Source organism: Arthrobacter sp. Edens01 (genome assembly GCF_001307035.1).
Classification (GTDB): domain Bacteria; phylum Actinomycetota; class Actinomycetes; order Actinomycetales; family Micrococcaceae; genus Arthrobacter_B.
The window spans coordinates 256,902-282,925 of sequence record NZ_LKIU01000004.1; the positions used below are offsets into that span (position 1 = coordinate 256,902).

Genomic DNA, 26,024 nt, shown 5'->3' on the forward strand with positions numbered 1-26,024 from the left:
TCTGTGCCTGTGGCCCAGAGACTAAACCCTGCGACCCTATCCCACATTGGCTCCAGCAAAAAAGAATGCAATCAGGGAAGCAGCAGCGCGGCGGCGAACGCAATGCAGCCGGCGGCGTGGCCGGCCAGGACCTGTGTTGGCGTGTGGGCGCCGAGTTGTATGCGGGACCAGCCCGTTGCTGAGGCGAGCAGAAGCGCCAGCGCCGGTCCCAGCGCCGGGATCGGCGCGAGCAGTGCCAGTCCCACATAGGCTGCAACGGCGGAGTGCACCGAAAGCTTCCAGAAAAGGTTGGCCACCAGGCAGAGGACCAATCCGATGAATACGCCGCCGATCTCGCCGAACAGGGCAGCGGGAGCAGCCAGAAGAGCCAGCAGCAGCGCACCAACAACCAGGGACACGACGGCGCCCAGCAGGACCGGTGCCCGCTGCGAGCGCACGCCGATGTGGTGGTCTGTGACGGAGCCGCGCCGCTTCAGCCACAGGATCCCGGCGAAGGGCAGCCCGACCGTGAACACTGCCGCCACTATCCCGTGCAGCCAGGTCACTCCGGGTGTCAGCACGGGCTGCAGCAGCAGGAGAACGCCGACCAGGACCGCGGGAGCGAAGATTTCCGTGACGACGCCGGCGACGGCGGGAGGGGGTGTTCGGGTGGACAGCGGCGTTTCGGGCATCAGATGAGTCTAGGTCCGGGCGCCTGCTGACAGGTTCCCTGACACGCGGTTCACAGTTAGGGCAGCCGCCCGGTAGGAAACGGCAGCCCCCAGCCCTGCCCCGGTGTCAGCCAACCACGTGGTGCCGGCCCAGCGGCAGCACCAGCGGCTTGCCGGAGGCAGGGTCGGTGATGACCCGGTTCTCCAGCCCGTAGACCGCCCGGACGTTGTCCTCAGTGAGTACTTCGGCAGGGGTACCGGCGGCGAGGATCTTTCCGTCGGCCATGGCCACCAGATGGTCCGCGTAGCGGCCGGCCAGGTTCAGGTCGTGAAGCACCATCACGATCGTGGTGCCGCGGCTGCGGTTCAGGTCGGTGAGCAGGTCCAGGACTTCCACCTGGTGGCTGACGTCCAGGAACGTGGTGGGCTCATCAAGCAGCAGCAGGTCCGTCTGCTGGGCCAGGGCCATGGCGATCCAGACGCGCTGGCGCTGCCCACCGGAGAGCTCGTCCACGGAGCGCTCGGCCAGCCCCGCCGTTTCCGTGGCGTCCAGCGCGGCGGCGACGGCGGCGTCGTCCTCCGCATTCCACCTCGCCAGCAGCCGCTGGTGCGGGTGCCGGCCGCGGCCCACCAGGTCCGCGACAGTGATGCCTTCCGGTGCCACCGGGGACTGTGGCAGGAGGCCCAACGTGCGGGCCAGCTGTTTGGGAGGCATCCGGTGGACCTCCTTGCCGTCCAGCAGCACGTGCCCCTTCTTCGGGGCGAGCAGCCGGGACATTGAGCGCAGCAGCGTGGACTTGCCGCAGGCGTTAGCGCCGATGACGGCGGTGACCTGGCCCGGCGGAACCAGCAGGTCCAGGGACTCGATGACCGTGCGGTCTCCGTAGCCCAGGGTGAGGCCTTCGACGGCGAGGGTGTGGGCAGCGGTCACAGTGAGGCTCCTGCGCGGTTGACGCGGACAATGAGGTAAACGAGGTAGGGGGCGCCGAGCACGCCGGTCACCACTCCCACCGGGAAGCGGGTGCCGAAGGTGTACTGTCCGCAGAAGTCGGCCACCAGGACCAGCAGCGCGCCTACCAGGGCGGCGGGGACCAGCAGCGACGGGCCGGGGCCTACCAGCCGGGCGGCGATCGGCCCGGCGAGGAAGGCGACGAACGCGATGGGTCCGGTGGCTGCCGTCGCGAAAGAGATGAGCAGCACGGCGGCGATGATGATGACCAGCCGGGTGCGGCCCACGCGCACGCCGAGGGCGGAGGCGGTGTCATCGCCCAGCCGGGTGGCGCCGAGGTTGCGGGCCTGGCTCAGCAGCACGTGGCCGCAGACCAGCAGTGCGGCGAGCACGGGCAGGGCCTGGTTCCACGAGGCGCCGTTGAGGCTGCCGGTGAGCCAGCGCATGGCTTCCTGCAGTTCCCAGTCCGGCGCCTGGTTCAGGATGTACGCGGTGACGGATTCGAGCATCGCGGCGATGCCGATGCCCACCAGGATCAGCCGGGTGTCCGCGACGCCGGCCTTGTAAGACAGGGCGTAGACGACCAGCGCGACGGCGAGCCCGGCGGTGATCGCGAACAGGGACACCGATGCTCCGCCCAGGCCCAGCCCCACGATTGCAAAGGCGGCACCGGCACCGGCGCCGGAGCTGATGCCGATGATGTCCGGGCTGGCCAGCGGGTTGCGCAGCATGGTCTGGAACGCGACGCCGGCCAGGCCGAAGCTGGCGCCGGCGAGCACGGCCAGTGCCGCGCGGGGCAGTCGCAGGCGTCCGACGGCGAAGGAGGCACCGGGCACATCCTCACCGAAAACCACCCGCAGCACGTCGCCGAGCGGGTAGAACGTGCGTCCGGCCATCACGCTGAGTGCAAAGACCGCCAAGATCAGAATGGTCAGGACGGTCACGACGGTGCGCAGGCGGAGGCCGCGGTTCCGGCGGCCGCGGACGACGGCGGCGATGGTGGCGCTGCTGCCGGCGGACAGATCCGGGGCCGCGTCCGGGGCCGTGGAGGAGGAGACGTTCACAGGGCTCGGACTTTCTGCCGGCGGACAATCCAGATGAAGAACGGGGCGCCGATCAGCGCGGTGATGATGCCGACGTCGATTTCCGCCGGACGGGCGATGATTCGGCCCAGTACATCCGCGGCGGTGACCAGGGCGGCCCCGGCGACGGCGGAGAAGGGCAGCAGCCAGCGGTGGTCAACGCCGGTGAGCAGCCGGCAGGCGTGCGGCACCATTAGGCCCACGAAGGCGATGGGGCCGGTCACTGCAGTGGAGGCGCCGCAGAGCAGCACGGCGCCTAGGGCTGCGGTGCCGCGGGCCAGGGCGACGCGTTCGCCGAGGCCGGCGGCGAGTTCATCGCCCAGGGCCAGGGAGTTCAGGGACCGGGCGGTGATCAGGCAGACCAGGAATCCGACGGCGAGGAACGGCAGCACCTGCCCAATCGCGTCGAAGGATCCGCCGCCCACGCCGCCGATCTGCCAGGACCGCACTCCCCCGGCAAGGTCGTTCCGCGGCAGCACAACGGCGGAGATAAAGGATGCCAGCGCCGCAGAGATCGCGGTGCCGGCCAGGGCGAGTTTCAGCGGGGTGGCGCCGCCGCGGCCCAGCGAGCCCACCGAGTAGACGAACAGAGCGGTGATTCCGGCACCCAGGATCGCGGCCCAGACAAAGCTGTTGGCGGCGGTCAGGCCGAAGAAAGCCATGCCCACCACGACGGCGAGGGAGGCACCCATGTTCACGCCCAGGATGCCCGGGTCGGCCAGCGGATTGCGGGTGACGCCCTGCATCACGGCTCCGGCGACGCCCAGCGCTGCACCGGCGAGCACGGCCAGCAGGGTGCGGGGAATGCGTTTGGCCACGGCGGCCTCGCTGAAGCCGTCTGCCGAGCCGCCCAGTGCGGCAACAATGTCCGCCCAGTCGACGTCGCGCGCCCCCACCGTGACCGAGGCCAGCATCAGCAGGCTCAGGAGTACGACGGCGGCGGCGAGCCAGAGGGCGCGCAGCCGCCCCGGGCGCCGTGCCGCAGTTCCGGAAGCCAGGGACTCCGGTGAGTCCTGGTTTTCGGGTGCGGGGGCGGCGTCCGGGGCAGCCGGGCGGGAAGGGTGTGTCACTTGGCGGCGTCGGCTGCTTCTGCGAGCACGGTCAGGTAATCGTTCAGCACCCAGCTGATCGCCAGCGGGGTGGGGTTGGCTGCGGTGCCCAGCGGGTTGTCACCGGGCAGGGTGACGATTGCGCCGTTGGCGACGGCGGGGATCTGGGAGAGCAGCGGATCGGATTCGAGTGCGGTGATCAGTTCCCCGCCGCCGTAGGTGACGATGATGTCCACGTCGCTGAAGGCATCGGCCTGCTCGGCGCTCTGGGTGAGGGAGAACTTCTCGGTTTCGGCGGAGGCCTTGGCGATGCTGTCTGCCACGCTCATGCCCAGGTCTTCGAAGAAGAGGGTGCGCGGGTCGTGCGTGGTGTAGAAGCTGACTTCGCTGAGGTCCGTGGTGTCCACGTGGGTCATGAACATGGCGGACTTGCCGGCCAGGGACGGGAACTTGGCGGCGGCGTCGGTCATTTCCTGCTCCAGGTCAGCGACCAGCTGCTCGCCTTCCTCGGCCAGGCCCAGGGCGGTGGAGTTGTACTCGACCATTTCGCGCCAGGAGGTGCCCCAGGCGGTTTCCGGGTAGGCAACCACGGGGGCGATTTCGCTCAGGGTGTCATAGTCCTCCTGGGTCAGGCCGGAGTAGGCGGCCAGGATGACGTCCGGCTGGGTGTCGGCTACGGCTTCGAAGTCGATGCCGTCGTTCTCGTCGAACAGCACCGGTGCTTCGCCGCCGAGTTCCTCGAGCTTTTCCTCGACCCACGGGAGGATGCCGTCGCCGTCGTCGTCGCCGAAGTTCGCGGCGGCCATGCCCACGGGCACAACGCCCAGGGCCAGCGGAACTTCGTGGTTGGCCCAGTTGACCGTGGCCACGCGTTCCGGCTTTTCGTCGATGACGGCGGTGCCCAGGGCGTGTTCAATGGTGATGGTTTCCCAGTCGCCTTCGGGTGCGGCCTGGCTTTCGGCCGGTGTGGAGGAGCAGGCGGCGAGGGATGCGGTGAGCAGAGCGGCGGCTGAGAGCGCAGCGAGTTTGGAGGAGCGCAAGAGTCGTTTCCTTTGGTGCAGGTTCGGGCCGGCCCCGATTGGGGCCGGCGGAAGCCTTCCTGCGACGCTCCGGATACGTACTTAGGGCAGGCTAACCAAGGTTAGCCTAAGCTGTTCTGCGACTGGAGGGCAATTTGGTGACACAAAGATGTCCTAATTAGCCTCAGTTCCTTTTCAGCGTCAGCTCGACGATTTCCTGGATATACGGCGCCACGATGCTCGGGGAGATACGCAGGTCGACGACGAGGGTTCCGCGTGCCCCTTCATCAACCCACTCGCTGACCCGCTCCAGGTCATCCATGCTGCGGACCGCCAGTCCGGCAGCACCAAATCCCTCTGCAACTTTCGCGAAGTCGATTTGGTCTATCTCCATGATTTCTTGATCCAGGCCCTGTGAGCCGTATTGGTGGATCTCCGCGCCGTAGCATGCGTCGTTGAAGACGAGGACGACGGCGCTGCTGGCGGTTCGGACCAGGGAGTCCAGGTCCGGCAACCCCATCAGCCCTCCTCCGTCACCCGTGACGACGATGGTGGTGGCATCAGGCCTGGCCCGGACGGCTCCAGGAGCCGAAGGGAAACCGAGCCCGATCGATTGGAATTGCGTCCCGACCATTGTGAGGCTGTCAGGTTCCGGCAGGTCGAAAAAGTAACTGGACCAGCCAATGAAGTGTCCCCCGTCGGAGACGACCTGGCGGTGGGCCGGGAGTATTTCATTAAGTCGGGACATGCAGGTCCTGGGGTCCAGAAGCCCGTCGGGTGCCTGCCCGGTCCCGGAATCCCGCTGGTAGTTCAGCTTCGAGCTCCGGGCAGGTTCCGCAGCACCGTCCCACGGCTGGGACGGTTTGGCGTGGCTCCCCACGCGATCGAGCAGCGCCTCGGTGGCCTGGGCTGCCTCGGCGTGGATGAACGTTGTGACTAGTGGGTTTGTCCGTTCGGGAAGGATGTCGACCTGAATGACCGCTGCGTCGGAGGAGAACTGGGTACCAAAGGCGGTGGTGAACTGGTTCAAACCAGCGCCAACTACCAGGACGGCATCGGCCTGGCGGATGAGTTCACCGGAGTCCTCTGACGCGAAACCGCCGCACACACCAAGGTCGTAGTCCCGTCCGGCGAAGGTGCCCCGGGCGGGCGCGGAGCTGGTGGTGAGAGCACCCAGCCTGTCAGCCAGGTCCGCCAGTAACAGCCTGGCGCTGCGGGCCCCCCGCCCGGCCAGGATAAGGGGCCGGCGCGCTTCGGTGAGCAGGCGGACGGCCTCGTCCAGGGCTTTCCGGGTCTCCGGATTGTCGATATTCCCGGGCTCCTCCCCCGGCTCCAGACGACCATTCACCGCGGCGGCCGCACTGTGGTTCTCGGCTGCGGGCTCTTCGGCGGCCGGCGCAGTGGCCACGTCGTAGGGAATGAACAGGACCACGGGCAGCCGGTCCGTCTCGGCCAGCCGGAATGCCGCCCGTGTTGCCGCCGTCGGGCTGCATGCGCTTACCGTCACGGTCCGCGCCCCCACAGCCTGAGCGAGGGTTGCCTGGTCTACGTCCCAGGGACGCGGCCCGGAAGCCGGTTCTCCACCGACAACGAAGACCAGCGGAGTCCTGGACTTCGCTGCTTCCGCAAGGCTGGTCAGTGCATTTGTGTAACCAGGACCGTAGGTGGTCGTGGCGGCCGCGATTCGCCTGCTGACGCGGTAGTACGCGTCGGCAGAGGCAACGGTCGCCACCTCATGACGGACGGCGGTCATACGGACACGTCCCTGCCGTGCCAGGGCATCAGTGAAGTAGGCATTGCCGTTGCCCATCAGGGCGAAGACCTCGGCTGTGTGCCCGGCAACGGCAGAGGCCACTGCCTCCGAAACGGACGTCCGTTCAGACATTGGTTTACTCACACTTCTCCGCCGTGGGAATCGATCATTTTGCTGGCCAGCTTCTTCGTCGTCTCGGCATGATTCTGAACAGCGGCGCATGCAGCTGTGACGTCCCGGTTTTCCAAGGCCTCGACAAACCGCCGCTGGTAGGTGTCATCGAATATGTCCGCCCACGCATCGGCCGGAACGGTCTCCGTCCATACAGCCCCCAGCCCCATGCGGTTGAAAGCCTGGACCAGTTCGTAAGATCCGGAAAGTCCAATCACAAGGTTCTGCAACTGGGAGTTGAGTTCAAAGAATGTTGCCATTTGCGTCGAATGACTGTTCTTGGCGGAGGCCATCTGATCAAAAATGCCACGGATCTCGCTTACCACCCCTTCGTTCATCGAGTCCATGCTGGTATGCAGCACACCGCACTGAATAGCCGCTCTCCCGTCCAGGCAGCCGAGCATAAGCTCGGAGGTAATGGGCAGGACTGTAAAGGATCCTGCCATCCCGACCATCACCAGACGGTCGGCAGCGAGCTTGACGACTGCCCGGGATAACTGGTCCCGGGGGATTCCCAGCTCATGGACCAGAGAGTCAATCTCCACGGATGTGTTCCGCAGGTCCCTGCGGGTAAGCACCCAGTCCCGTACCTTCTGATATGCGGATGTCTCGGCGTCCGGGTTGAAGCGTCCGAACTTTCCGCGGTAATAAGCCAGCGGCTCGGCGTCCGATGAATCCGCCTCAAGCACTTCGGCGAGGAAAACGGTGTGGGTTCCTCCTGATGTTTCTTCCACAGTCCGGCAGACCAGCGTTGCGAGGGCACCGCGGAGGGTGGGCATCCCTTCGACTTCGTCCGTATCTACGCCGAGGAACTTGTCGGTGCCTTTCTTGGCGAACTTATAGGCGAGCCCGTCCTGGTCAGCGGCAAGAATATTGATGGCGAATGCCCCGGCTGCCTTCACCGCACCGTGGGTCTGGCTGGACCGGTTGAGGCAGATCAGCATCATTGGCGGGTCCATCGACAAGGAACTGACAGCCGATGCCGTGGTTCCGAAAAGTTCGCCGTCGACTTTCGTCGTTATGACGGTGACGCCGCTGGCGAAGTGGCCAACCACGGAGCGGAACCTGTCGTTGTCCACGAGGGTCTTGGAGGGATAAGGATTCATTTCTGCTTCGCTCCATTCAATTCTGTGCTGGGGTTTGGCCGGTGGCCCGATTTCGTCGTTGGTTCACTCACTCGTTAAAAGGCCCGGACAACACATCCGCCAGAAGACGGACATCATCCACTGATTCCAGGGCTTCAACCATTTGCCGTGCTTCGTCGGCAATTCGGCGGTCGACTCCGCCATGCTCCATATTCCGGTAGTACTTATCCAGGAGCTGTTCACTGCTGAGCGGGTTTGCGTAGATGTCGCCCAGTGCAACCGGGGTGGACCGGGAAAGCACTCGGCTGTCCTTCATCTCGACGTCGACCCGGATGGGTGTGGGAACCGAACCCGCTGATATTCCGCCGGATTCTGAGTCCACGAGCCGCACCTTCCCATGGAGGGCGCGGATGCGGGGGGAACCGAGCACCTCCTCGGTGATGTACTCGGGCCGGACTTCACCGAACTCCAGCGCCAGCACCACGCAGAGGGAGAGATTGAAAATCGCTGACACTGGAGTGGATTCCCCGTGGATGAAGGGCACAGCAGTGAAGCCGTTGAGAACACTTGGAGGAGCGACGATCCGGATTTCCTGAATGCCGTCAAGGTCGATCTCCTTACGGATCACGGTCGCAGCTTCCACCGGCCCCTGCACGATCCTGCAGCATGACCACGGTTTGATGACTTTGTCCCCGTAAAAGACCTTTCCCAGATCTTCCAAGAGCGTGTCCTGGTTGGAGGATCCGCCGAAGATGGAGAAGAATCCGTACCTGCCGCCGAGCGGGTCCTTCGGGCCGGAGAATCCGCCCACGGCCAGGTCAACCGAGTTAATTGCGTTTCGCGCGGACATTGCCTGCGGCAGCTTGAACGCCATTGCTCCGTCGAAGATGTTCTCAATGGTCCCCGACAGCTGGTTGAGCACCAGGCCGAACGCGTCGACCAGCTGCTGAGCGTTCAGGCCCATCAGGGCTCCGGCGGTGGCGACGCAGCCGATGCCGTTGGATATCCCGGTGTTGTCTGTGCCGATGGCCAGGTTGAATCCGGAGGCGACGGTAATGCGGGTGGCGAGGTCATCACCGAGAGTGAGGGCACGCAGCAGATCCGCACCCGAGGCGTGGGTCCGTTCACCCACGGCCAGCGCCGTCGGGAAGGTTGAACCGCTGACGTGGGCAGGATGGAGCCGCCGCTGGGAATCCTCTGCCCCGCAGGCTTCAAAGTCCCAGGACCGCTGCATCAGGGCATTGACCGCCGCTGCGTTCGCCGCGCCCGTCCGGGAGCCGCGGCCCAGGACTGTAGCCTCGGGAGGTCCGCCCTCACCGCCGTAGACGCGTGCGGCGGCGTCGTTGCCATCCGCGTTGCGCCCGATCATGATCGTTCCCAGCGAATCAAGGACACGGTCCTTCACCCGGGAGATGGTGCCGGAATCGATATCGCTGAGGTTCGTTTCGAGGACATAGTCCGCGACCTGGCTTGAGATGTTATTCACGGGTTCCTCCCTGCCGATGCCACGGATTCGCCGCGCAGCCGGTGAAGGATCCTGGCACGTGCCTCCGAGAAGAACGGGAGGGCTTTCGTCTCGATCTGATCCCGTTCCCGTCCGAAGCCGGTTTCGATAATGTCGACGACGGTCGCAGGCTTTTCTGCGATCACCACAACCCGGTCTGCCAAAAAGAGCGCCTCGTCGATGTCATGGGTTACCAGAAGGATTGTGGTGCCGTGGGCGTTGCGGAGTTTGAGAACCAGGTCCTCCAAGTCGAAACGGGTCTGGGCGTCCACCGAGGCAAATGGTTCATCCATCAGGACAAGGCGGGAGTTGTAGCTCAGGCTCCGGGCGATGGCCACACGCTGCTGCATGCCGCCGGACATTTCCCAGGGATATTTGTGGCCCTGCCCGGCCAGGCCCACTTCCGCCAGGCTTGCCTCCGCTTGGGCGAAACGCTCAGCCTTCGGCATTCCCTTCCCCTGAAGCGGGAATGCGACATTGTCTGCGCTGGTCATCCAGGGCAGGAGGGAACGGCTGTAGTCCTGGAACACCACGCCGATGTCCGGATGCGGTCCCGTGATTTGCGTTCCGTCCACGACGACGGCTCCGGACTTTGGCTTCACAAGCCCGGAGAGGCAACGCAGGAGCGTTGTTTTTCCTACGCCCGAGGGGCCAACGATTGAGACGAATTCCCCGGCTTGAACCTCCAGCGAAAGATCTCTCAGGATGTGCTTTTCATCGGCGCCTTCGCCGTAGCTCATGGACAACTTGTCGACGCTGAGAATATTGGTGCTTGTCATAGTGTTCCCCTCTCGAGGATTGTCGTTTGTGGGGCGCTTGGCTATTTGGAACCGGAAGCGAAGTACCAGCGCAGGGTGACGGATTCAAAGGCGAGGAACGCCAGATTGAGCAAGTAGCCAATCAGGCCCACGAGCAGGGCACCGCCCCAGCTTTCGGCAATCTTGAAGGTCGCCGACGAGTTGAGGATGTAGTACCCGAGACCGCGGTCAGCGCCGAACAATTCGGCGACCACCATCACTGTCACGCCGATGGCAAGGGAGACACGTACTCCGGCCAGAATCTGGGGCAGGGCAGAGGATAGAACCACCCGGCGGAAGTAGAGGGTCTTGGGAATGCGGTAGACACGGCTCATGCTGCGGGCCGTAGCGTCCACCGCTCGAACGCCGTCAATCGTGTTCAGCAGGATCGGCCAAACGCACGCCAGCGCAATCGTCATGACCTTTGGCCCCATTCCAATGCCGAAGGCTCCGATCACAAGCGGAACCAGCGCCGCCTGCGGAATCGAACGGATGAAGTGGATAATCGGCTCGGACGTCTCACGGACTACGGCACGCTCGCCGATCAGGATGCCGCCCAGTATTCCTACAATCAAGGCAATACTGAGGCCCAGGGCGAGGTTGGTCAGCGTGTATCCGATGTGCCCGAGGATGACGCCGTTCATGAGGTCCCGCCAGAGCACCTCCAGGATCCGGCTCAGTGGCGGGACAAAGATGTTTGTGCTTCCCGCGGATAGGAACCACCAGGCGGCGAATGCCACGATGACCAACCAAAAGTGGGTGAAGGCCCACCGTATGAACTTGGTTATCTGCCGTGAATTCCCGGGGCGGGTGGCGGCGGGTTTGCGTGGAGGAGCCCCGGCCGTTGTTTGGGAGGTCATTGTGTTGGCTTGCCTTTCCTTATTCGTCGCCCAGTCGGTTCCAGCGAAGGAGCCGGCGTTCCGCCTTAGCCAGCAGCAGAGTCACCGCCCAGCCGAAGAGCCCGGCGAAAAAGAGATTCGCGAACGCGATGTCCCAGTTTTGTCCCTGCTGGGCCAGCGTGATTTGCCGGCCCAGCCCGGGTGCCTGGCTCAGGACCTCCACGCCGACGGCCACCAGGATGGCCATTGCGGCTGAGATGCGTACGCCCGTGGCAATGAATGGAAGCGCGCTGGGAAGGCGCACCCGGAAGAACATCAGACTTGGTGGCGTGCGGTATGTCCTGGCCACGTCGATCACCAGGGGATCTATGCGCTTTGAGCCCTGGACAGTTTGGATGACAACGGGCCAGAAACATGCCAGCACCACCATGATGATCTTCATCTGCTGGCTGGTTCCGAGTAGCAGGATGACCACCGGGATCAGCGCCAGGGTGGGAAACGACCGTCCGAAGTCCAACAGGACTGAGGTTGACTGACGGGCAAAGGAGTTGCTTCCCACGAGCATGCCGACGACGATGGCCAGCACACAGGCAATAATCCAGCCAGTGAAGGCCGCGCTGACGGATTGCCACAGCGACATCCAAAACGCAGGTGAGACGACGAGCGCGATGATTGCGCTGAAAACCTCCAGGACCCCGGGGGTCATCGTTGGCAGCAGGTGCAGCCACACCAGCGTCTGCCATCCCAGGAGCATCAGGAGGATTACGGCGATTACCAGTGCGGGTACGGGAAGCCTGCGGGGAGCTGCCTTCTTCCGTTGGCTGATTTGTTCACGAAGTTCTGGCGTCGACTGCATCGTTGCACTCATCGCAGGATTCCCTTCTTTGGTCTTGGTCGTTGGTCCACTCGGCTCAGTTCATCGGCGCGCGGTCCCAGACCATGTCCTCAAAGGTCACTTCCTTCGTGAGGTAGCCCAGGCGGGAAAGCGCGGAGAGGTTGTCCGAGGCTGCCTGTCGTTTGAAAGCAACGCTGATGGTGGGAAGAACCTTTGTCACTTTGTCGATGTCGGTCTGGCTGATTTCGGCCGTGATTGCCCGGACTTCTTCCAGGTTTGCCGGGTCCTCGTAGTAAGCGACCGCGTCCTCCATCGCTGCTGCGAACTTTTCGGCGCTTTCTTCATTTTCGGCAAGCCAGTTGTCTGTCGTTGCCCAGACGGTGGAGGGAACGTCGGGGGTGAACTGCGCCTGCATGTTCCCGAGGTTCTCCATTCCTGCTCCGGCGATCTGCGAGAAGAAGGGGTCAACGGCCATAACCGCATCCACCTGGCCCGATTCGAGCGCGGCCTGCATGGCCGGGAACGGGAGGGCAACCTGAACCAGGGAGTCGGGGTCTGTCCCGGCGTCTTCGGCAGCCAGGAGCACCGCGAGGTCGCTGCCGGAACGGACACCCTGCACGCCAATAGTCTTCCCGGCGAGGTCCGCAACCGACGTGATGCCGCTGTCCGGCCGGACCAGGACGCCCGAACCTTTGGACTCCGCAGAGATGTAGCCGTTGGACGCGATTGCCGTAACGGGAACGCCCTCGGCGTTTGATGTGGCCATCACTGTCCATGACGTGGTGACGATGTCTACGTCTCCACTGAGTGCCTGTGCAAAGTTCGCCTGCGCATCGGCACCCGGCTGAACGCTCACGTCCAGGCCGTGGTCCTCAAAGAAGCCCATTCGATCAGCGATGTATGCCGGCTCGAAGTGGACGGGGGCAACAATGATCTTGAGCGGCGTCAACCCGCTCTCTGCTGCCTCACTCGCTTGTCCCGAGGAGCATGCCGCAAGGGCAGAAAGCCCCAGGACCGAAGCCAGTGCGACGGCCGCAGCGCGGCGCGGCTTGGAAAGTTTTGAACTGGAAAGCATCATTGCACTCCGATTTTTCTTTTTTTGGGGGGGGTTAGTTGGTGAAGTCGAGGGAACTCAGCCGCTCGGCTCCGGAGTCGGTAATGAGATACGTGGCGCCGCAGGTGAAGGCGTCGCCTCCCAGCTCCTCGACCGCTGCCGGGTGGAGGGCCAAGGTCATCCCGGGTTGGAGGACTACATTCGTTTCGTCGCCGATGGCCCAGCCGTCGACAACATCGAGACCGATTGCGTGCCCCTGGGCAAACGGCGTCAGGTAGCCGCGCGCGTTGATCGGTTCTTTCATGGCCCGGCTGATGTCAGAGACCCGCGCTCCCGGACCGAGCATGGACTCCCCCACCTTGAATCCGTCCAGCCAGGCGGACCGAAGGTCGTGGACCTTTGGAGTCATTTCCCCGATTGGAAGGCAGAAGGGCAGCTGGGCGTATACCCCGCCGACGGCGGGCGTGACTTCCATGAACAGGTGTCCGCCTTCCTGAAGGACTTCACCCGTCGGGGCCCAGGTGAAGTTCATCTTTGCCCCTTCAGCATCGATGACTTCGAGGGAATACTCCGATCCATTCTTGAACAGGTGGTTCTTGACTGCCCCATACAGCTCGTAGTCCGTAACGCCTGGCTGGGCCATATCCTTGAGGATCGCGTATGCCTCGTCTGCCAGCCGGGCGGAGGTGCGGCTGTATTCCAGCATTTCGGGTGTCTTGATGAGCCGGGCTTCACGCAGAATGTGCGTAGCATCCCGGACGGGTTCGGTGGCGTACTCCGTTACGGCTTGGAATACCGGTGCCCCTATTTCCGCGATGCCCACAAACCCTATGCCGGACCGGGTCCCCCGGCGGCGCAGTTCGTTCATAACGTCGAGGACCGGATCCCCGTAGGCGCCGTTGGCGTAGACCTGGATGTCCACGAAGTCATTGATCGGCCTGCCCCGTCCCGGCTTCGGGGATGCAGCCTGAACCGGATGCATAAACAGGATGGGTTTCCCCTCAAGCGGGAAGACCAGATACCCGGCTCCGGCCAGGTCGGTGATGTAGCGCATGTTCCCGCGTGAATAGATGTCGTCGCGCCCGGCAACGATGAGGAGTTCAAGTCCTTCGTTGCGCATGGACTCGCGGATGCGGTCGTGTCGGGCCTGGTATTCGGCAGCAGTGATCGTCATATGGCGTCCGTTTCTTTCCGGTGCTGGTCAGTTGTCAGTGCGCGCGGTCATCATCGGCGCGTGTTGGTAGTTCAGGCCGGCGGGATGGGCAGGCCGAGGTTCTCCCGCAGCGTGGTCCCCTCGTACTTGTCGCGGAAATAGCCGCGTTCCTGAAGCAGCGGGACGAGCATGGTGCACATCTGGTCAAAGCCGCCGGGATTGTAGGGGGCGTTGAGGTTGAAACCGTCGCAGGCGCCGGCCTCGAACCAGTCGATCATTACGTCGGCAACCATCTCCGGGGTGCCTACAACAGACTGGTGTCCGGTGGAGCGTGCTGCGTCGATGATCATTTCGCGAAGGGTCAGCCCCTGGTCCACGGCCTTGTACTTGTACAGGAGGTAGCGGCTGCCCAGGTGCGGCTTGTCGACGAACATCGAGCTGGGAATCCGCTCGTCGAAATCGAGTTCCGTGAGATCAAGCTCCACGGAACGGCCAAGCTGGGCCCGGCCGTGTTCCAGGTGGACGTAGCTCTTGAGCTCCTCCGACAGCTCTTCGGCTTCCTTGACCGTGCTGCCGAGAATCGGCACGATGCCGGGAAGGATTTTGGTGTGGTCCGGGTTCCGGCCCTTGCTGCGGATGAGGTCCTTCATCTTGGCGTAGAACTCAACTGAGGGTTCCTTGCGAGGCTGGGCAGTGTAGATACCGTCGGCAATTGAGCTGCCGAGCTCAACGCCCTGTGCGGAGGATCCCGCCTGCACAATAACGGGGCGCCCCTGGGGTGACCGGGGGCCAGGCATTGGCCCCTCAATGTTGAAGTACTCGCCGCGATGGTTGATTTTCCGGATGCGTGAGTTGTCCGTGTACGCGCCGTTCTTCCGGTTCACGATGACGGCGTCGTCCGCCCAGCTGTCCCAGAGCTGCTGGACAACGCTGACGAATTCGGTGGCGCGGGCATAGCGTTCAGCCGGGCTCGGGGTGGTCTCGACGCCGTAGTTCTGGAAGCCGCTTCCGGAAGTGACGACGTTCCATCCCGCGCGGCCCTTCGACATATGGTCAACCCCCGCGATGAGGCGTGCGACGGTGTAGGGAGACTCGAAGGAAGTCGATATCGTGCCGATGAGGCCGATGTCCTTCGTCACCGCAGCCAGAGAGGACAGTGTGGTCACCGGCTCATAAAAGCCGTTCATTTTGATGTCGCCTTCGAGGACTGCATTGGCGTTCGCCATGTCCCCGAAGAAGACAGCGTGGAGTTTCGCTTCCTCGGCCTTGAGGGTTAGGTCCCTGACGAAGTCTGGACCCGGCAGCTCCTCCACCCGGCTTCCCTGCTTACGCCAGCTGTCCTTGTGGTACCCGGCAGGCAACATAAATGTTGTGAGGACCATCTTCTGTCCGGTCTCGTTCACTATCGACCCCTTCGTCGTAACGCGAGCCAGGGGCTGGACAGCACCCTCGCTCGTCTTGATTGCTAAATCAGAAAACTGTTTATGTGGTTAACTGTTTAGTGATCTAGATCATACTTACGGCGACTGGGACGCGCAATACCCAGTTTTCAGCCGGATTTCAGGGTTGAACCCTGGATGACGGTTCTCATAAGTGTGCTTAACTGTCCTGAGCAGGATGAGGGGAAGAACCGTGACCAGAGACCGCATCGACCAGTTTGAACAGGCTTGGGTCGAGGCGTACCCGGACCTTGATCCAGTCCCCCTGCGCATTCTGGGCAGGGTGACACGCCTCGCCGGCATCCTGGAGGAACAGGGCCAGGCATTGCGCTCCGAATTCGGCGTGCACCTGGGGGAGATACAAGTGCTGGCCGCGCTCCGCCGCAGCCTTCCGGACTTCACTACCAGCCCTAAGGAACTGGCTGAGCTGACCCTTGTGACCTCAGCTGCCGTGACCAACCGACTCAACTCGCTCGAGACTAAGGGCCTGGTCAGCAGGCGCATCGACGAACTGAGCCGGCGCAGGATCCTGGTTACGCTGACCCCTGCAGGGGTCGATCTCATCGAGGGGTACATCCGGGCATTCGTAGAACGCCAGTCGAGAATCACCGATGAGCTTTCAGCGAGCCAACGAGACGAGTACATATCGGCGATGCGGCACCTGCTCATCCTCGTGGGTGATACCGCCGACGAGGAGAGCCCGGCATTAAATGTTCCGGGCATGGATCCGCTCTGAGGAGAGCCCCGGGGGCATCCCGGGGATTGTCAGTCTCTCGGCTGCGGAGTTCCACGGCTCGCTTCCGGGTGGCACCGTACTCCCGCTTACCCGGCTGTTCATCTAGTGTTTTCGGCAACCCACCCTTCCTAGGAGCTGCCGTGAATCCGTATGAACCCGTTCCTCCCGAAGCGCTGGAAGACCTTGCCGAACGCCTGGCCCGGTTCCGGCCCGTGCCCGAACCCCGGCTCTTCAACCGCAGCCGTGACTCCCTCGGGTTCGGCGGGGAGCAGCTCGCCGAACTGGTCGAGCACTGGCGGACCGGGTTCGCCTGGCCCGCGCAGGAGACATGGATTTCGGCGCTGCCGTGGGAGCAGACGGAGCTGTCCACTGTGCCGGTGCGCGCCGTCGTGTCCCGGGCGGAAGCTGCCTACGGCTCGCCGTCGTCGCCTGTAGTGCTGCTGCTGCACGGGTGGCCGGATTCGATCCTGCGGTTCCAGCGGCTCTTTCCGCTGCTGACGGACCTGACCTATGTGGCGCCGGCACTGCCCGGGTATCCGTTTGCCGCACCGGTGCCGGCGGGCGGAATGTCCACGGTGGAGATGGCCGATGCGATTGCTTCGGCGATGTCTGAGTTCGGGTTCGCCCGGTACGTGGTGTCCGCCGGGGATGTTGGCTCGGATGTGGCTGAGGCGCTGGCGGTGCGGCATCCCGACGTCGTGACGGCGCTGCACCTGACCGATGTGTCCCAGTACCACGTCAACCTCGCACCGCCGCAGGACATGGACGACGCCGAGCGGGAGTACCAGCAGCGGGCCCGGCGCTGGCAGGGGGCTGAGGGCGGATATGCGCACGAGCAGTCCACGCGTCCGGTGACGCTGGCGGCGGGGCTTGGGGATTCACCGGCCGGGCTGGCGGCGTGGATCGGCGAGAAGCTGGTCCGCTGGACGGATTCGGACGGAACGCTAACGAATGCGTTCAGCCTGGATGAGGCGCTGACCTGGATCAGCGCCTACTGGTTCACCGGGTCCATCGGGACGTCGTTTGCTCCCTATGCCGCCGGCCGTCCGACGGGCTGGCCCCGGATCCAGACTCCGACCGTGTTCACACTGTTCCCGAAGGACCTGCTGAACGCTCCGCGCCAGTTCGCAGAGCGGTACTTCAACGTGGTCGGGTGGATGGAATTCGAAAGCGGCGGGCACTTCGCCGCGTGGGAGCGTCCGCAGCAGTACCTGGAGGGTGTGCGGGCGGCGGTGAAGCTGGGGTTTGGGTAGGCCCTAGTCCGGCCGGGTGGTTCGGGCAGCCATGATCAGCTCCCGCAGGATGTCTGCGTGCCCGCAGTGCTGAGCGAGCTCCCGGAGCATGTGCTGCTGGACCCACCGCAGCGGCAGCGGGCCTCTGCGGTTTCCGGGCAGCAGGTCGTCGCCGTTCAGCCCTTCAACCGCGCGCCGGGAAAGTTCCACCGCCCGCGTGTATACGTCAAGAACGGACTCGATGGTGTCTGTTTCCGTCAGGTTGAACGACTCGTCCGGGGTTTCCGGGATGCCGAGCTCGGCGCGTGATGCTCCGGTCGCAGCCTCACCGAACCAGACGCGTTCAACAAAGGTTGCGTGCTTGACCAGACCAAGGAGCGTGGTCTTGGAGGGGACCAGCCGCCGTCGGGCTTCGTCCTCGGTGAGGCCTTCGAGGCAGTGCGCGAGCATGCTGCGGTGCTGGTCGACGAACCTGCCGAGCTGCTCATCGACGGGAGCAAAGTAGGTGTCCTGGTGGTCAGGCTCGTGCAACTGGTCCTCTGCTCTCTCGACGGATCATGCTGCCTATTCATAGCACTGCCGGGTTGCCCGTGACGGGACGACCCGGCAGCGACGAGTGAACTGGAGCTCCGTGGTCACGGGGAGTGGATGGCGCCGGGTCAGACGCCTCAGGCGAAAGACGTCACTCGATCCCGTCCCGGATGATAGGGCAGGTCATGCAGTGCCCGCCGCCGCGGCCGCGCCCCAGCTCGGCTCCGACAATGGGAATCACCTCGACGCCGGCGTTCCGCAGCGCCGCGTTGGTCTGGGTGTTGCGGTCGTAGGTGAACACCACGCCGGGTTCCAGTGCAACGGCGTTGTTTGCGCTGTCCCACTGCTGGCGTTCGGTGGCGTGGTAGTCCCCTGCTGTCTCCACCAGGCGCAGCTGCTTGTAGCCCATGGCTTCGGCCACCACGTCCACGAAGCGGCGGTCCCGCTCGTCCCGGATTTCGAGGCCGGGGTCCTTGTCCGAAGGGTGGATGGTGAAGGGGTGGATGCCGTCCACGATGGCCGGATGGATAGTTGCCAGGTCCCGGTCAGCGAAGGTGAACACGGTATCCAGGTGCATCGCGGCGCGGAGTTTCGGCATCCCGGCGACCACGATCCGGTCCGCAGCCTCGTCCGCGAAGAGTGCCTGCGCCAGCTGGGTGATGGCCTGCCGGGAGGTCCGCTCCCCCATGCCGAGCAGCACGGTGCCGTTGCCTACGGGCATGACGTCGCCGCCTTCCAGTGTGGCCTGGCTCCAGTCCTGTTCGGCATCGCCCCACCAGATCTTTGATCCGGTGTAGTCCGGGTGGAACCGGTAGATGGCCTGCATCAGCAGGGTTTCGTCGTGCCGGGCCGGCCAGTACAGCGGGTTCAGGGTCAGTCCGGAGCCAATCCAGCAGGTGGTGTCCCGGGTGTAGAGGGTGTTGGGCAGCGGCGGCAGCAGGTACTCGGGCCGGCCCTGGGATTCCCGGATGAGACCGACGTAACCGCTGCGGTAATCCGAGGGAAGGTCCGACGTCGTCAGGCCACCAATGAGGTACCGCGCCAGTTCCGGTCCGGAGAGTGAGTCCAGGAACGCGCGGGTGCCGGTGACCAGGCCCAGGCCCACGCGGTTGGCGATGATTTTGCGGTCCAGCAGCCAGGTCCGCGCGTCGGGCAGGTCCATGGTCTGGCCGAGCAGGTCGTGGAGTTCGACGACGTCGACGCCGCGGCTGGTCAGCTTGGCCACGAAGTCCGCGTGGTCGCGCTGAGCGTTCTCCACCCACAGAACGTCGTCGAACAGCAGGTCTTCACGGTTGGTGGGGGTCAGGCGTTCGTGGGCCAGGCCCGGTGCGCAGACCAGGACCTTGCGCAGCTTGCCCACCTCGGAGTGGACGCCGTAGGACGCGGCCGTGCCTGCGGCGGTTGGGGAAAGCATGGGGTTCTCCTTGAGTTGTGAAGCCGGACCTACTGTCCCGGTTCCGCCTGCGCCCGGCGGCGGAGCGCTTCGTTGACGGCAGGGTCGTCCAGGTTGCGCAGCCAGGTGAGCAGTTCCGGCCCGGCGGCAGGATTCGCGGCGACGGCGGGACGTGCGAGTGGCTGCTCGGCGGCAAGTTCCTGCAGGCGCTGCGGAGCGGTTCCGGGATCCTCTGCTTCTGCCAAGACGGCAACCTCAGCGGGATCCACATCCCTTGGCCGGCTGGCCGAGGCTCCCCCATTGACGATGCCCGAGGCCGGGACGTTCATCAGCGGAGTTGTCCGGCGGGTGGACGGGGAGTTCTCGTCAGCGGGATGTTCCTGCATGTCATTGTGCACGGGATGCTCCTTTGTAAGTAGCCTTATGAACATCCTTGCAGAAGGAGCCGTGGTCTCCGAATCGGAGGGGGCGTTTCCAGCGACCGCGGGCCGGGGCTTGCCAGACAAGAAAATGCCGGGCCGCCCCTTCGAGGGGACGGCCCGGCAGCAGCACGGAAGTCCTAGAGCTCCGTGGTGACCTTCCACGAGGAGTGGATGGCGCCGTGGATGTAGTTGACCGCGCCGGCGTCACCAACGACGTCGCACGGGATGCCCGCATCCCGCAGCTCGTCCGCGAGCGGGGCCGCCGACGTCGTGCCGTCTGCATAGACAACCATGGCGGCAGGTGCGGAGAAGGACTCCTCCCCCACCGTCCATTCCACGGACTTCTCGGTGATGCGGGTGATGGTGGCGTTGCGGTGGATCTGCACGCCGTGCTTCTTGGCGTCGCTGACGGCGGTCCAGCGGCGCGGCATGGCCAGCGGCAGGCCGAGCTGCTGCTTTTCGTGCAGCAGGGTGACGCGGCGTCCGCGTTCGGCGAGGAACTCGGCCAGCTCCAAGCCCACCAGGGAGCCGCCGATCACCACAACGTCCTTACCCATGGGCAACCAGAACTTGGTGAACTGGCGGACGAACTCGGGGCTCTTGGTCACGCCGGAGAGCCGGCCCATCTTGCCCAGGGTGCTGAGCACGGCACCGGCTTCCTCGGCGGTTGCGGTTCCGAGCATCATGGCGCGCAGGGTGTCGCCGGTCTGCACGATCGGCAGGTCTCCGCCCGGGAAGTCGGGCTTGGGACGGACGGCGCCGGTGGCGACGATGACGTGGTCCGGGTTCAGCGCGCGGATGGTTTCCACGGTGGCCGGGGTATTCAGTTTGACGGCGATGCGCAGCCGCTTGATCTCGGCCTTGAACCAGCGCAGCAGGCGCTCGTTGTCCGGCGTCGTCATGGTGGAGAACCACATGGTGCCGCCGAGGCGGTCGGACTTATCGATCACGGTGACGCGGTGGCCGCGTTCAGTGAGCACGCGCGCACTCTCCAGCCCGGCCGGGCCGGCGCCGACGACGAGCACATGCTTGGCCTGCGAGGCGGGTTTCAGTGGTAGCAGGGCTTCGTTGCCGAGGGCCGGCCAGCCAGAATCAGTTCGCGCAGGATGTCCGCATGGCCGCAGTGCTGAGCAACTTCACGCAGCATGTGCTGCTGGAGCCAGCGCAGCGGCAGGGACCCCAGCGGATTTCGGGCGCGACGATTATCCCCGCCGGACATGATTTCGGAGTTCAGAATCAGCTGGCGATCTTGATCCGCAAGTTCAAGGCCGAGATGTCTCGCAGCACAAACCGATTGAACTCGACGGCATCGAAGGCTGCCCGGTTCCGGCATAGCGAGTGCTAGTGAAGGAGCTGTCGTTCACATACTCGAACACTGCCGCCAGGACTCGCCGCTTGGCAATGCCGCGCAGGTTCGGAATGGTGTTTACCGTGGCCAGGCGGGCGCGCCTCTGGTCGGGGTTGAAAACCTTAAACTAGACAATTTCGCGGAGCCCCTAGGACTGGGGAATTCGGCGCTTGTCACCTTTTGAGTTCAAAGACAGAATCCCTCATCCTGGAGCCCCTTTGCTCGCCCCGATACGTTGCTCGGGTCAGAATAAGTGACTCTTTGCAGATCGCGGATAAACATACGAGAGCGAGGGTTCCTCCGGCAATGAGTGGCGGGGACGGAGATTTTGAAGGCGTTGCGTTCCGCTCGATTAGGGCCATGTACCAATTGGAAGGATCCTCAGACGAATGGCCAGTTGACACCACTGCCGTCACGGCAGCCGTAGTGTACAGTAGGAAGCTTCCGAGGGAGCGAGATGCTGTGCCGCGGTGGAGCCCTTTGAGAGGAGATTGCGGTGGCGTGGTTCGTTTGTACGACCTCACCCTCCGAACCCCGTAACTGGCAACTCTGTAAAGAGTATGGACTTTGGGGATACACGCGAGGGATTCCAAAATGTCAACCCGGAGACAGACTCCTGTATTGGATGGGAAGGCGTGGCTACTTTGGTTATGGGCTCGTCACTGGTCAGCCTCGAGTTCCCGTGTCCAAGACAGATGCCCCTTGGGCTGGTGGCATTCATAGGTTTACCGCCTCGATTCCCATGAAGGTACTGCTCGAGGTGAAAAACCCGATTTTCCTTCCATTCAGGAATAACATTCAAACCGAAACAGGGCTGAACACGGCAAACTTTCAGCGGGGCATGTCGCTAATGTCTGATGATGTCGCGACGAGACTCAATGGTCGGCTCTTCGAGCAATATATCCTCGAAGAAGAAGACGAAGTATGACTGTTTAGTACGCAACCATAAGTGCTCCATCTCCCGTGGGGCAGTACTGCAGTGATGAATATACCAACCCAGAATGATCGTCAGCCGCATCATTTGGGATACCTCTGCCAGAGCGAGTGAGTCACGCATTAGTATCTCAATACGTAGCATCCAGGCACACGGATATGCCACCTTCATATGAGGAGAAGGATCCGGTTTTCCACGAAGACCCGGCACCAAGAAATGGACCCTCAGCCTCATGACCAAGCCGCAGCCATCACCCGGTGTGGCTTCGCCAGGACCTCTCCCACTGCTAGGTGACGTGCGATTACAATGTAATCTGCTGCAGTCCCAAACCTCAGCCCTTAGGCCAATGTCGGGGACTGACCGCCGAGGGCCGCCAGCTACCGGATCACCGCGCAGACCAATGCATAGCTGTGCCGGAACTGACGTCCGGCGTCGTAAGCTGTGCGCCCCCTCCGTTGGGCCAGCGCGCAAAGGGCATTCGGGTCAAGATCCGCCCCCTGTGCGCCTGACTGATGCCCATCAGCCCAGCTTCCTGCGGGTCCAAGAATCCCCCACGCCTACTGAGCTTGTGCTTGGACCGGCCCTGCCAGAGGGTCCGCGCCAATCCTGCGCTCAAGCGCTGATCCAGGCTTCCGCCAGCACCGTCGACTGCCCGGAGGAACACTGGACAAGTTCTGCCGCAGTACTCCTGCCACACGCTCAACGTGATCCCGTCGTGCCAACGCGCTATGCGCCTGGATCGGAAAAAGCGGCTCTTCACGGTTCGTGGTGAATGTTCTGCCGTGATGGGTGTTCATGCCACTGTTCTGGCGGCACTGCGCAACAGGATACGTGTTTTGTAGTTGCGTGCGTTGGTGAACCCCCGGCCTGTTCGTTTGATGTGCTTGATCGCGGTGTTGTTTGCCTCAACTTTTGCTGTTGTCGCTCCGGTGACGATAAGGACTTCGATCTCTTTCCACCATCGGCAGACGGTGCGCCAGAGCCGGTTCGTTTCTGGCTGCGCGGATTGTTCGACCAGGGCCTGCAGTCGGTCTTTCGCAGCGGCTGCATCAGCGAGGGATCCGGTGGCAAGCAGGGCCCGGAGCTGTTCCTTGACCCGCCAGGCCGCCTGCAGCTTCCCGGTGGCATCGTCCGTGGCGAACACGGTGCTGAGCCTGTCCCGGGCCCTGTCCGAGAGCGTGTCGCCAGCACGCAACAGCAGGCGCCGGTTGGCCCAGACCGGGTCGATGGATCGTCCCCGCCGCCCATGGACCTTCTGGGTGAGTCTTTGCCGGACTTCGGTGAGCATGTCGTTGCCAAGCTTGACCAGGTGGAATGCATCCACTGAGACCGCGGTGCGCGGCAGCCACATCCGCAGGGCCTTGCGGAACGCTGCTGACGGATCGATAGCGACCACCTGCACTCCCAGCCGCCACTGCAGGGGCCGGGCGAACAGCCAGTCACCGACTCCTTCGCTGTCACGGCCGTCCACGATGCCCAGGACCTGACCGGTGTCCAGATCGACAATGGTGGTCATCCATGGCTCGTACCGTTTCCAGGCCTTGGTGGCCGGGTCGCGGAAGAACCGCACGGACCGGTAGCGGTGTTCATCAATGCCGAGCATCCGCGGGGCCAGTGCATCAACGTCAGGCAGCGTGAGCGCCGCGGAGTCCAGAGCCCGCTGGACCAGCCACCAGGAGACACCGAACGAGGAGGCAGCTTCCGCCGCGGCTCGTCCGGATCCGATCACAGCCGATACCAGGGCCTCACGCAGCCGGCGGGTGGACCGGGCCCGGCGCGGGACTTGGGCGGTCTCCTCGGTGAAGGTTCGGCGGGGACACAAATACTCGCCACAAAAGAACCTCCGCTTGACCCACTGCACTTCAACCGGGCCCGCGACGGGGACGTCACGCAGGCGCTGGGATCGGCGGGAATGAACCCGGGTGCTGATCACCCCGCAGGACGGGCAACCGGCCTCGGTGGTGGTTTCGACACTGATCCGGCGCTGCCCGCAGGCGAGGATCTCGGTCCCGGTGACACGATAGTCGGGCAGGTTGAAGATGGTGGTGGCAGCATCGGGGCGCGGGGAAGTAGGCTCGATCAAGGCTCGTAGCTCCTGACTCTTGATGAATGCGTAGAGAACATCCATCACAGCAGGGCTACGAGCCCTTTAGCTTTCAAGACACGGAACCTGTTTCACCACCAACCGCGAAGAGCCGCTTACGCCCTTCGGCTGGAACGTAACGCTGTCCTTGGACAGGCGACCACTGGCCTCGGGGGATTGCGAGGATCATACTGACACGGCACTGCCTTCTTTTCAGCGTCGCGTCGCGGTTGTGGCGGCGGGGACGTTAGGAGGCGCTGGAAGCCGCTGCTGGCTCCAACTCCGGCTGCCACTTCTGCATCCGATCCATGGCATGCGCCATCTCCGGCCCACCGGCCTCGGCGATGAGATCGGGGTCGCCGACCACCACCAACAGGCACCGGGCACGGGAGAGTCCTACATAGAGCAGTTCAGCAGCCCGGCCCATGTCTTTGAAGCCGTTCACGCAGAGGATGACGACCGAACGTTCCAGCCCCTTGAACCCTAGGACATGTCCGTAGAACTCCGCGTCGTCGTCATGGAATGCCTTCCAGTATCCAACGGGGTCGTTCTCGAATTCCTTGTGGATGGAGTGCCGGTTCTTGGTGGTTAGGAACGCGATCTGGTTGTTGGCCCAGCCCTCGTCGATCAGGGCATCGACGCAGTCACCGGCGACGTCGATGGCGGCGTCGGTGGAACACGGCACCAGGCGCACGGGAAGCCCGTCGCCTCCGCGCGGCGCGAAGTGCTTGCCCGCGAAGCCCTTGAATGTCTGGGCAATGCGTTTGGTGTTCCGAAGGTTCTCGTCGATGTGCAGGGTGACGAGGCTACCGGTCGGATCAAGTGCCGTGCCGGCAGACTGGGAATCCCACCTGCCGTAGACGTTCTGGCGTTCGTCCATGAAGGCATAGGTCTCCCCGCCTTCAGGATCCCGAAGGCAGCCGAGCAGGCTCTTCCACCACAGCGGAGCGAAGTCCTGTGCCTCGTCGATAACGATGGCATCCAGCTTCTGATCCGAGGGAAGTCCCGCTGCGAGGTCCCTCATTAGAGCGGGCATGTCCTCGTCGAAGTAGGCCTGTCCGTGACCGTTGGGAACCCCGAGGGACACGGCGTAGTCGTGGAACTCGCCTACATAAACCGGTTTGGCCTGGCGCCAGCCGGCAACCTGCCGGCGGAGGTGCTCGGCAAGTCCCCGGTTGTAGCAAAACAGCCCCACCCGTTTGCCCTCTTTGGCCAGCCGTTTAGCCTTCTCCACAGCCAGCCACGTCTTGCCGCTGCCTGCGCCTCCTACGAACCGGGCTCTGGGGATAGAACGGCTGCAGTCGAGCAGGACCTTCTGCCGTTCGGTGAGGTGTTCCTGTAGGTCTTCGAGTTCGTCGGCGCTAAGCGACGGATCGCTAGTCGGCTCCAGATCTCCGGAGAGCAGGGGGATGATCCGCTGGGCGTATTTGGGCGCAAGCGAACTTCCGCCCTGCGCCTGGGTCTCGATGGCGGCACGAAGGCGTTCGCGGCAGTCTGTGAGGTCGTCATGGTCCAGGATCAGCGGGCGGGGAACCCCGGCCATTTCCCAGTCATGGGGAACATCGCTGTACGGGAACGCTGCCATGTAGGCGAACCGGCTGACCAACGGTGACCCGATCTGGTCCTTGACCCAGTCCTTGAAGGCATGCTGAGACCCCTGGGATTGCGCGATGGGGCTCTCGATTCGGTGCTTGCCTTGCCGATCGGACTGGTACCACTGGCCCTGATCGACGGAGATCTTGCCGCCCTTGACCTCAATCGCAGCCAGCCCAACGCCCGGCCACAGCACCAAGATATCGATCTCATGCTCTGCGCGCCCGTGGCGCACCTGGACGGAGTGTGCCAGTACGACGTCGTCGGGCAGCTGGGCGCGCAGTGTGTCCCACACGGCTTTTTCGGCCAAGTGGCCGTCTTTGAAGATCGGATCTTCCGGTATGCAGTGCACGGTTCCCCCCTCGTGTGCTGG

At 63.9% G+C, this 26,024-nt stretch carries 23 protein-coding genes and 1 pseudogene; 3 read left to right on the forward strand and 21 right to left on the reverse strand.

Translation table 11 applies throughout. The features are described from left to right. Positions 1-71: 71 nt before the first annotated feature. The 14 genes from AO716_RS06080 to AO716_RS06145 form a co-directional block, all read right to left on the reverse strand. Positions 72-671, reverse strand: coding sequence for a phosphatase PAP2 family protein (locus AO716_RS06080; RefSeq protein ID WP_055240057.1), 600 nt, complete (start codon positions 669-671; stop codon positions 72-74). Positions 672-777: 106 nt separating this feature from the next. After that, complete coding sequence (locus AO716_RS06085; protein WP_055240058.1) at positions 778-1,581, reverse strand: ABC transporter ATP-binding protein; 804 nt, start codon at positions 1,579-1,581, stop codon at positions 778-780. Then, positions 1,578-2,663: a FecCD family ABC transporter permease gene (locus AO716_RS06090; protein WP_235472015.1), complete on the reverse strand. Its 1,086-nt coding sequence runs from the start codon at positions 2,661-2,663 to the stop codon at positions 1,578-1,580. Before AO716_RS06090 ends, AO716_RS06085 begins: the two co-directional genes overlap by 4 nt. Beyond that, entirely contained in the window at positions 2,660-3,751 is a 1,092-nt protein-coding gene (locus tag AO716_RS06095) for a FecCD family ABC transporter permease (protein WP_082413358.1), read from the reverse strand. Before AO716_RS06095 ends, AO716_RS06090 begins: the two co-directional genes overlap by 4 nt. Further along, positions 3,748-4,770: an iron-siderophore ABC transporter substrate-binding protein gene (locus AO716_RS06100; protein WP_055240059.1), complete on the reverse strand. Its 1,023-nt coding sequence runs from the start codon at positions 4,768-4,770 to the stop codon at positions 3,748-3,750. The genes AO716_RS06095 and AO716_RS06100 overlap by 4 nt, the downstream gene beginning before the upstream one ends. Positions 4,771-4,933: 163 nt before the next feature. Further along, positions 4,934-6,634: a thiamine pyrophosphate-binding protein gene (locus tag AO716_RS06105; RefSeq protein WP_055240060.1), complete on the reverse strand. Its 1,701-nt coding sequence runs from the start codon at positions 6,632-6,634 to the stop codon at positions 4,934-4,936. Positions 6,635-6,642: 8 nt separating this feature from the next. Beyond that, positions 6,643-7,779 (reverse strand): flavin reductase, encoded by a 1,137-nt coding sequence (locus tag AO716_RS16970; RefSeq protein WP_082413359.1) that lies wholly within the window; start codon positions 7,777-7,779, stop codon positions 6,643-6,645. A 67-nt stretch (positions 7,780-7,846) separates the two neighbouring features. Beyond that, positions 7,847-9,244: an MmgE/PrpD family protein gene (locus AO716_RS06115; protein WP_055240061.1), complete on the reverse strand. Its 1,398-nt coding sequence runs from the start codon at positions 9,242-9,244 to the stop codon at positions 7,847-7,849. Beyond that, on the reverse strand, positions 9,241-10,041 hold the full coding sequence (locus tag AO716_RS06120; protein WP_082413361.1) for an ABC transporter ATP-binding protein: 801 nt from the start codon (positions 10,039-10,041) through the stop codon (positions 9,241-9,243). Before AO716_RS06120 ends, AO716_RS06115 begins: the two co-directional genes overlap by 4 nt. Before the next feature lie 41 nt (positions 10,042-10,082). After that, the gene (locus tag AO716_RS06125) at positions 10,083-10,919 is read right to left on the reverse strand and encodes an ABC transporter permease (RefSeq protein WP_082413362.1); all 837 of its coding nucleotides are present in this window, start codon (positions 10,917-10,919) and stop codon (positions 10,083-10,085) included. 19 nt (positions 10,920-10,938) lie between these two features. After that, positions 10,939-11,766: an ABC transporter permease gene (locus AO716_RS06130; protein ID WP_055240062.1), complete on the reverse strand. Its 828-nt coding sequence runs from the start codon at positions 11,764-11,766 to the stop codon at positions 10,939-10,941. A 43-nt stretch (positions 11,767-11,809) separates the two neighbouring features. Next, complete coding sequence (locus AO716_RS06135; RefSeq protein WP_160317913.1) at positions 11,810-12,808, reverse strand: ABC transporter substrate-binding protein; 999 nt, start codon at positions 12,806-12,808, stop codon at positions 11,810-11,812. A 34-nt stretch (positions 12,809-12,842) separates the two neighbouring features. Then, a complete protein-coding gene (locus AO716_RS06140; RefSeq protein WP_055240064.1) occupies positions 12,843-13,961 on the reverse strand; it encodes a M24 family metallopeptidase in 1,119 nt (372 codons plus the stop codon). A 71-nt stretch (positions 13,962-14,032) separates the two neighbouring features. Continuing rightward, the gene (locus AO716_RS06145; RefSeq protein WP_082413363.1) at positions 14,033-15,343 is read right to left on the reverse strand and encodes an NtaA/DmoA family FMN-dependent monooxygenase; all 1,311 of its coding nucleotides are present in this window, start codon (positions 15,341-15,343) and stop codon (positions 14,033-14,035) included. A 229-nt stretch (positions 15,344-15,572) separates the two neighbouring features. Here AO716_RS06145 and AO716_RS06150 point away from each other — a divergent pair, with 229 nt between their 5' ends. Beyond that, complete coding sequence (locus AO716_RS06150; protein WP_055240065.1) at positions 15,573-16,115, forward strand: MarR family winged helix-turn-helix transcriptional regulator; 543 nt, start codon at positions 15,573-15,575, stop codon at positions 16,113-16,115. Positions 16,116-16,255: 140 nt separating this feature from the next. After that, positions 16,256-17,368 (forward strand): epoxide hydrolase family protein, encoded by a 1,113-nt coding sequence (locus AO716_RS06155; RefSeq protein WP_055240066.1) that lies wholly within the window; start codon positions 16,256-16,258, stop codon positions 17,366-17,368. A 3-nt stretch (positions 17,369-17,371) separates the two neighbouring features. On the opposite strand, the gene AO716_RS06160 is transcribed toward AO716_RS06155, so the two are convergent. The 5 genes and pseudogenes from AO716_RS06160 to AO716_RS17525 all read right to left on the reverse strand — a co-directional run. After that, entirely contained in the window at positions 17,372-17,878 is a 507-nt protein-coding gene (locus AO716_RS06160; protein ID WP_055240067.1) for a DinB family protein, read from the reverse strand. 151 nt (positions 17,879-18,029) lie between these two features. Continuing rightward, entirely contained in the window at positions 18,030-19,292 is a 1,263-nt protein-coding gene (locus AO716_RS06165) for an arginine deiminase (protein WP_055240068.1), read from the reverse strand. Between the two features lie 29 nt (positions 19,293-19,321). Beyond that, positions 19,322-19,669, reverse strand: a complete 348-nt coding sequence (locus AO716_RS06170) for a hypothetical protein (protein ID WP_055240069.1) — start codon at positions 19,667-19,669, stop codon at positions 19,322-19,324. 161 nt (positions 19,670-19,830) lie between these two features. Next, positions 19,831-20,718, reverse strand: coding sequence for an FAD-dependent oxidoreductase (locus AO716_RS06175; protein WP_200907597.1), 888 nt, complete (start codon positions 20,716-20,718; stop codon positions 19,831-19,833). Positions 20,719-20,741: 23 nt separating this feature from the next. Then, positions 20,742-20,876: pseudogene (locus AO716_RS17525) on the reverse strand (DUF664 domain-containing protein); the annotation flags it as partial. A gap of 847 nt (positions 20,877-21,723) precedes the next feature. Here AO716_RS17525 and AO716_RS17220 point away from each other — a divergent pair. Next, positions 21,724-21,969 (forward strand): hypothetical protein, encoded by a 246-nt coding sequence (locus tag AO716_RS17220; protein WP_152969882.1) that lies wholly within the window; start codon positions 21,724-21,726, stop codon positions 21,967-21,969. Positions 21,970-22,768: 799 nt separating this feature from the next. Here the strand turns inward: AO716_RS17220 and AO716_RS06195 are convergent. Together AO716_RS06195 and AO716_RS06200 are read right to left on the reverse strand one after the other, a co-directional pair. Next, positions 22,769-24,058, reverse strand: a complete 1,290-nt coding sequence (locus tag AO716_RS06195; RefSeq protein ID WP_055240073.1) for an ISL3 family transposase — start codon at positions 24,056-24,058, stop codon at positions 22,769-22,771. A gap of 247 nt (positions 24,059-24,305) precedes the next feature. Next, complete coding sequence (locus tag AO716_RS06200) at positions 24,306-25,961, reverse strand: NERD domain-containing protein (protein WP_235472016.1); 1,656 nt, start codon at positions 25,959-25,961, stop codon at positions 24,306-24,308. Between the last annotated feature and the right edge of the window lie 63 nt (positions 25,962-26,024).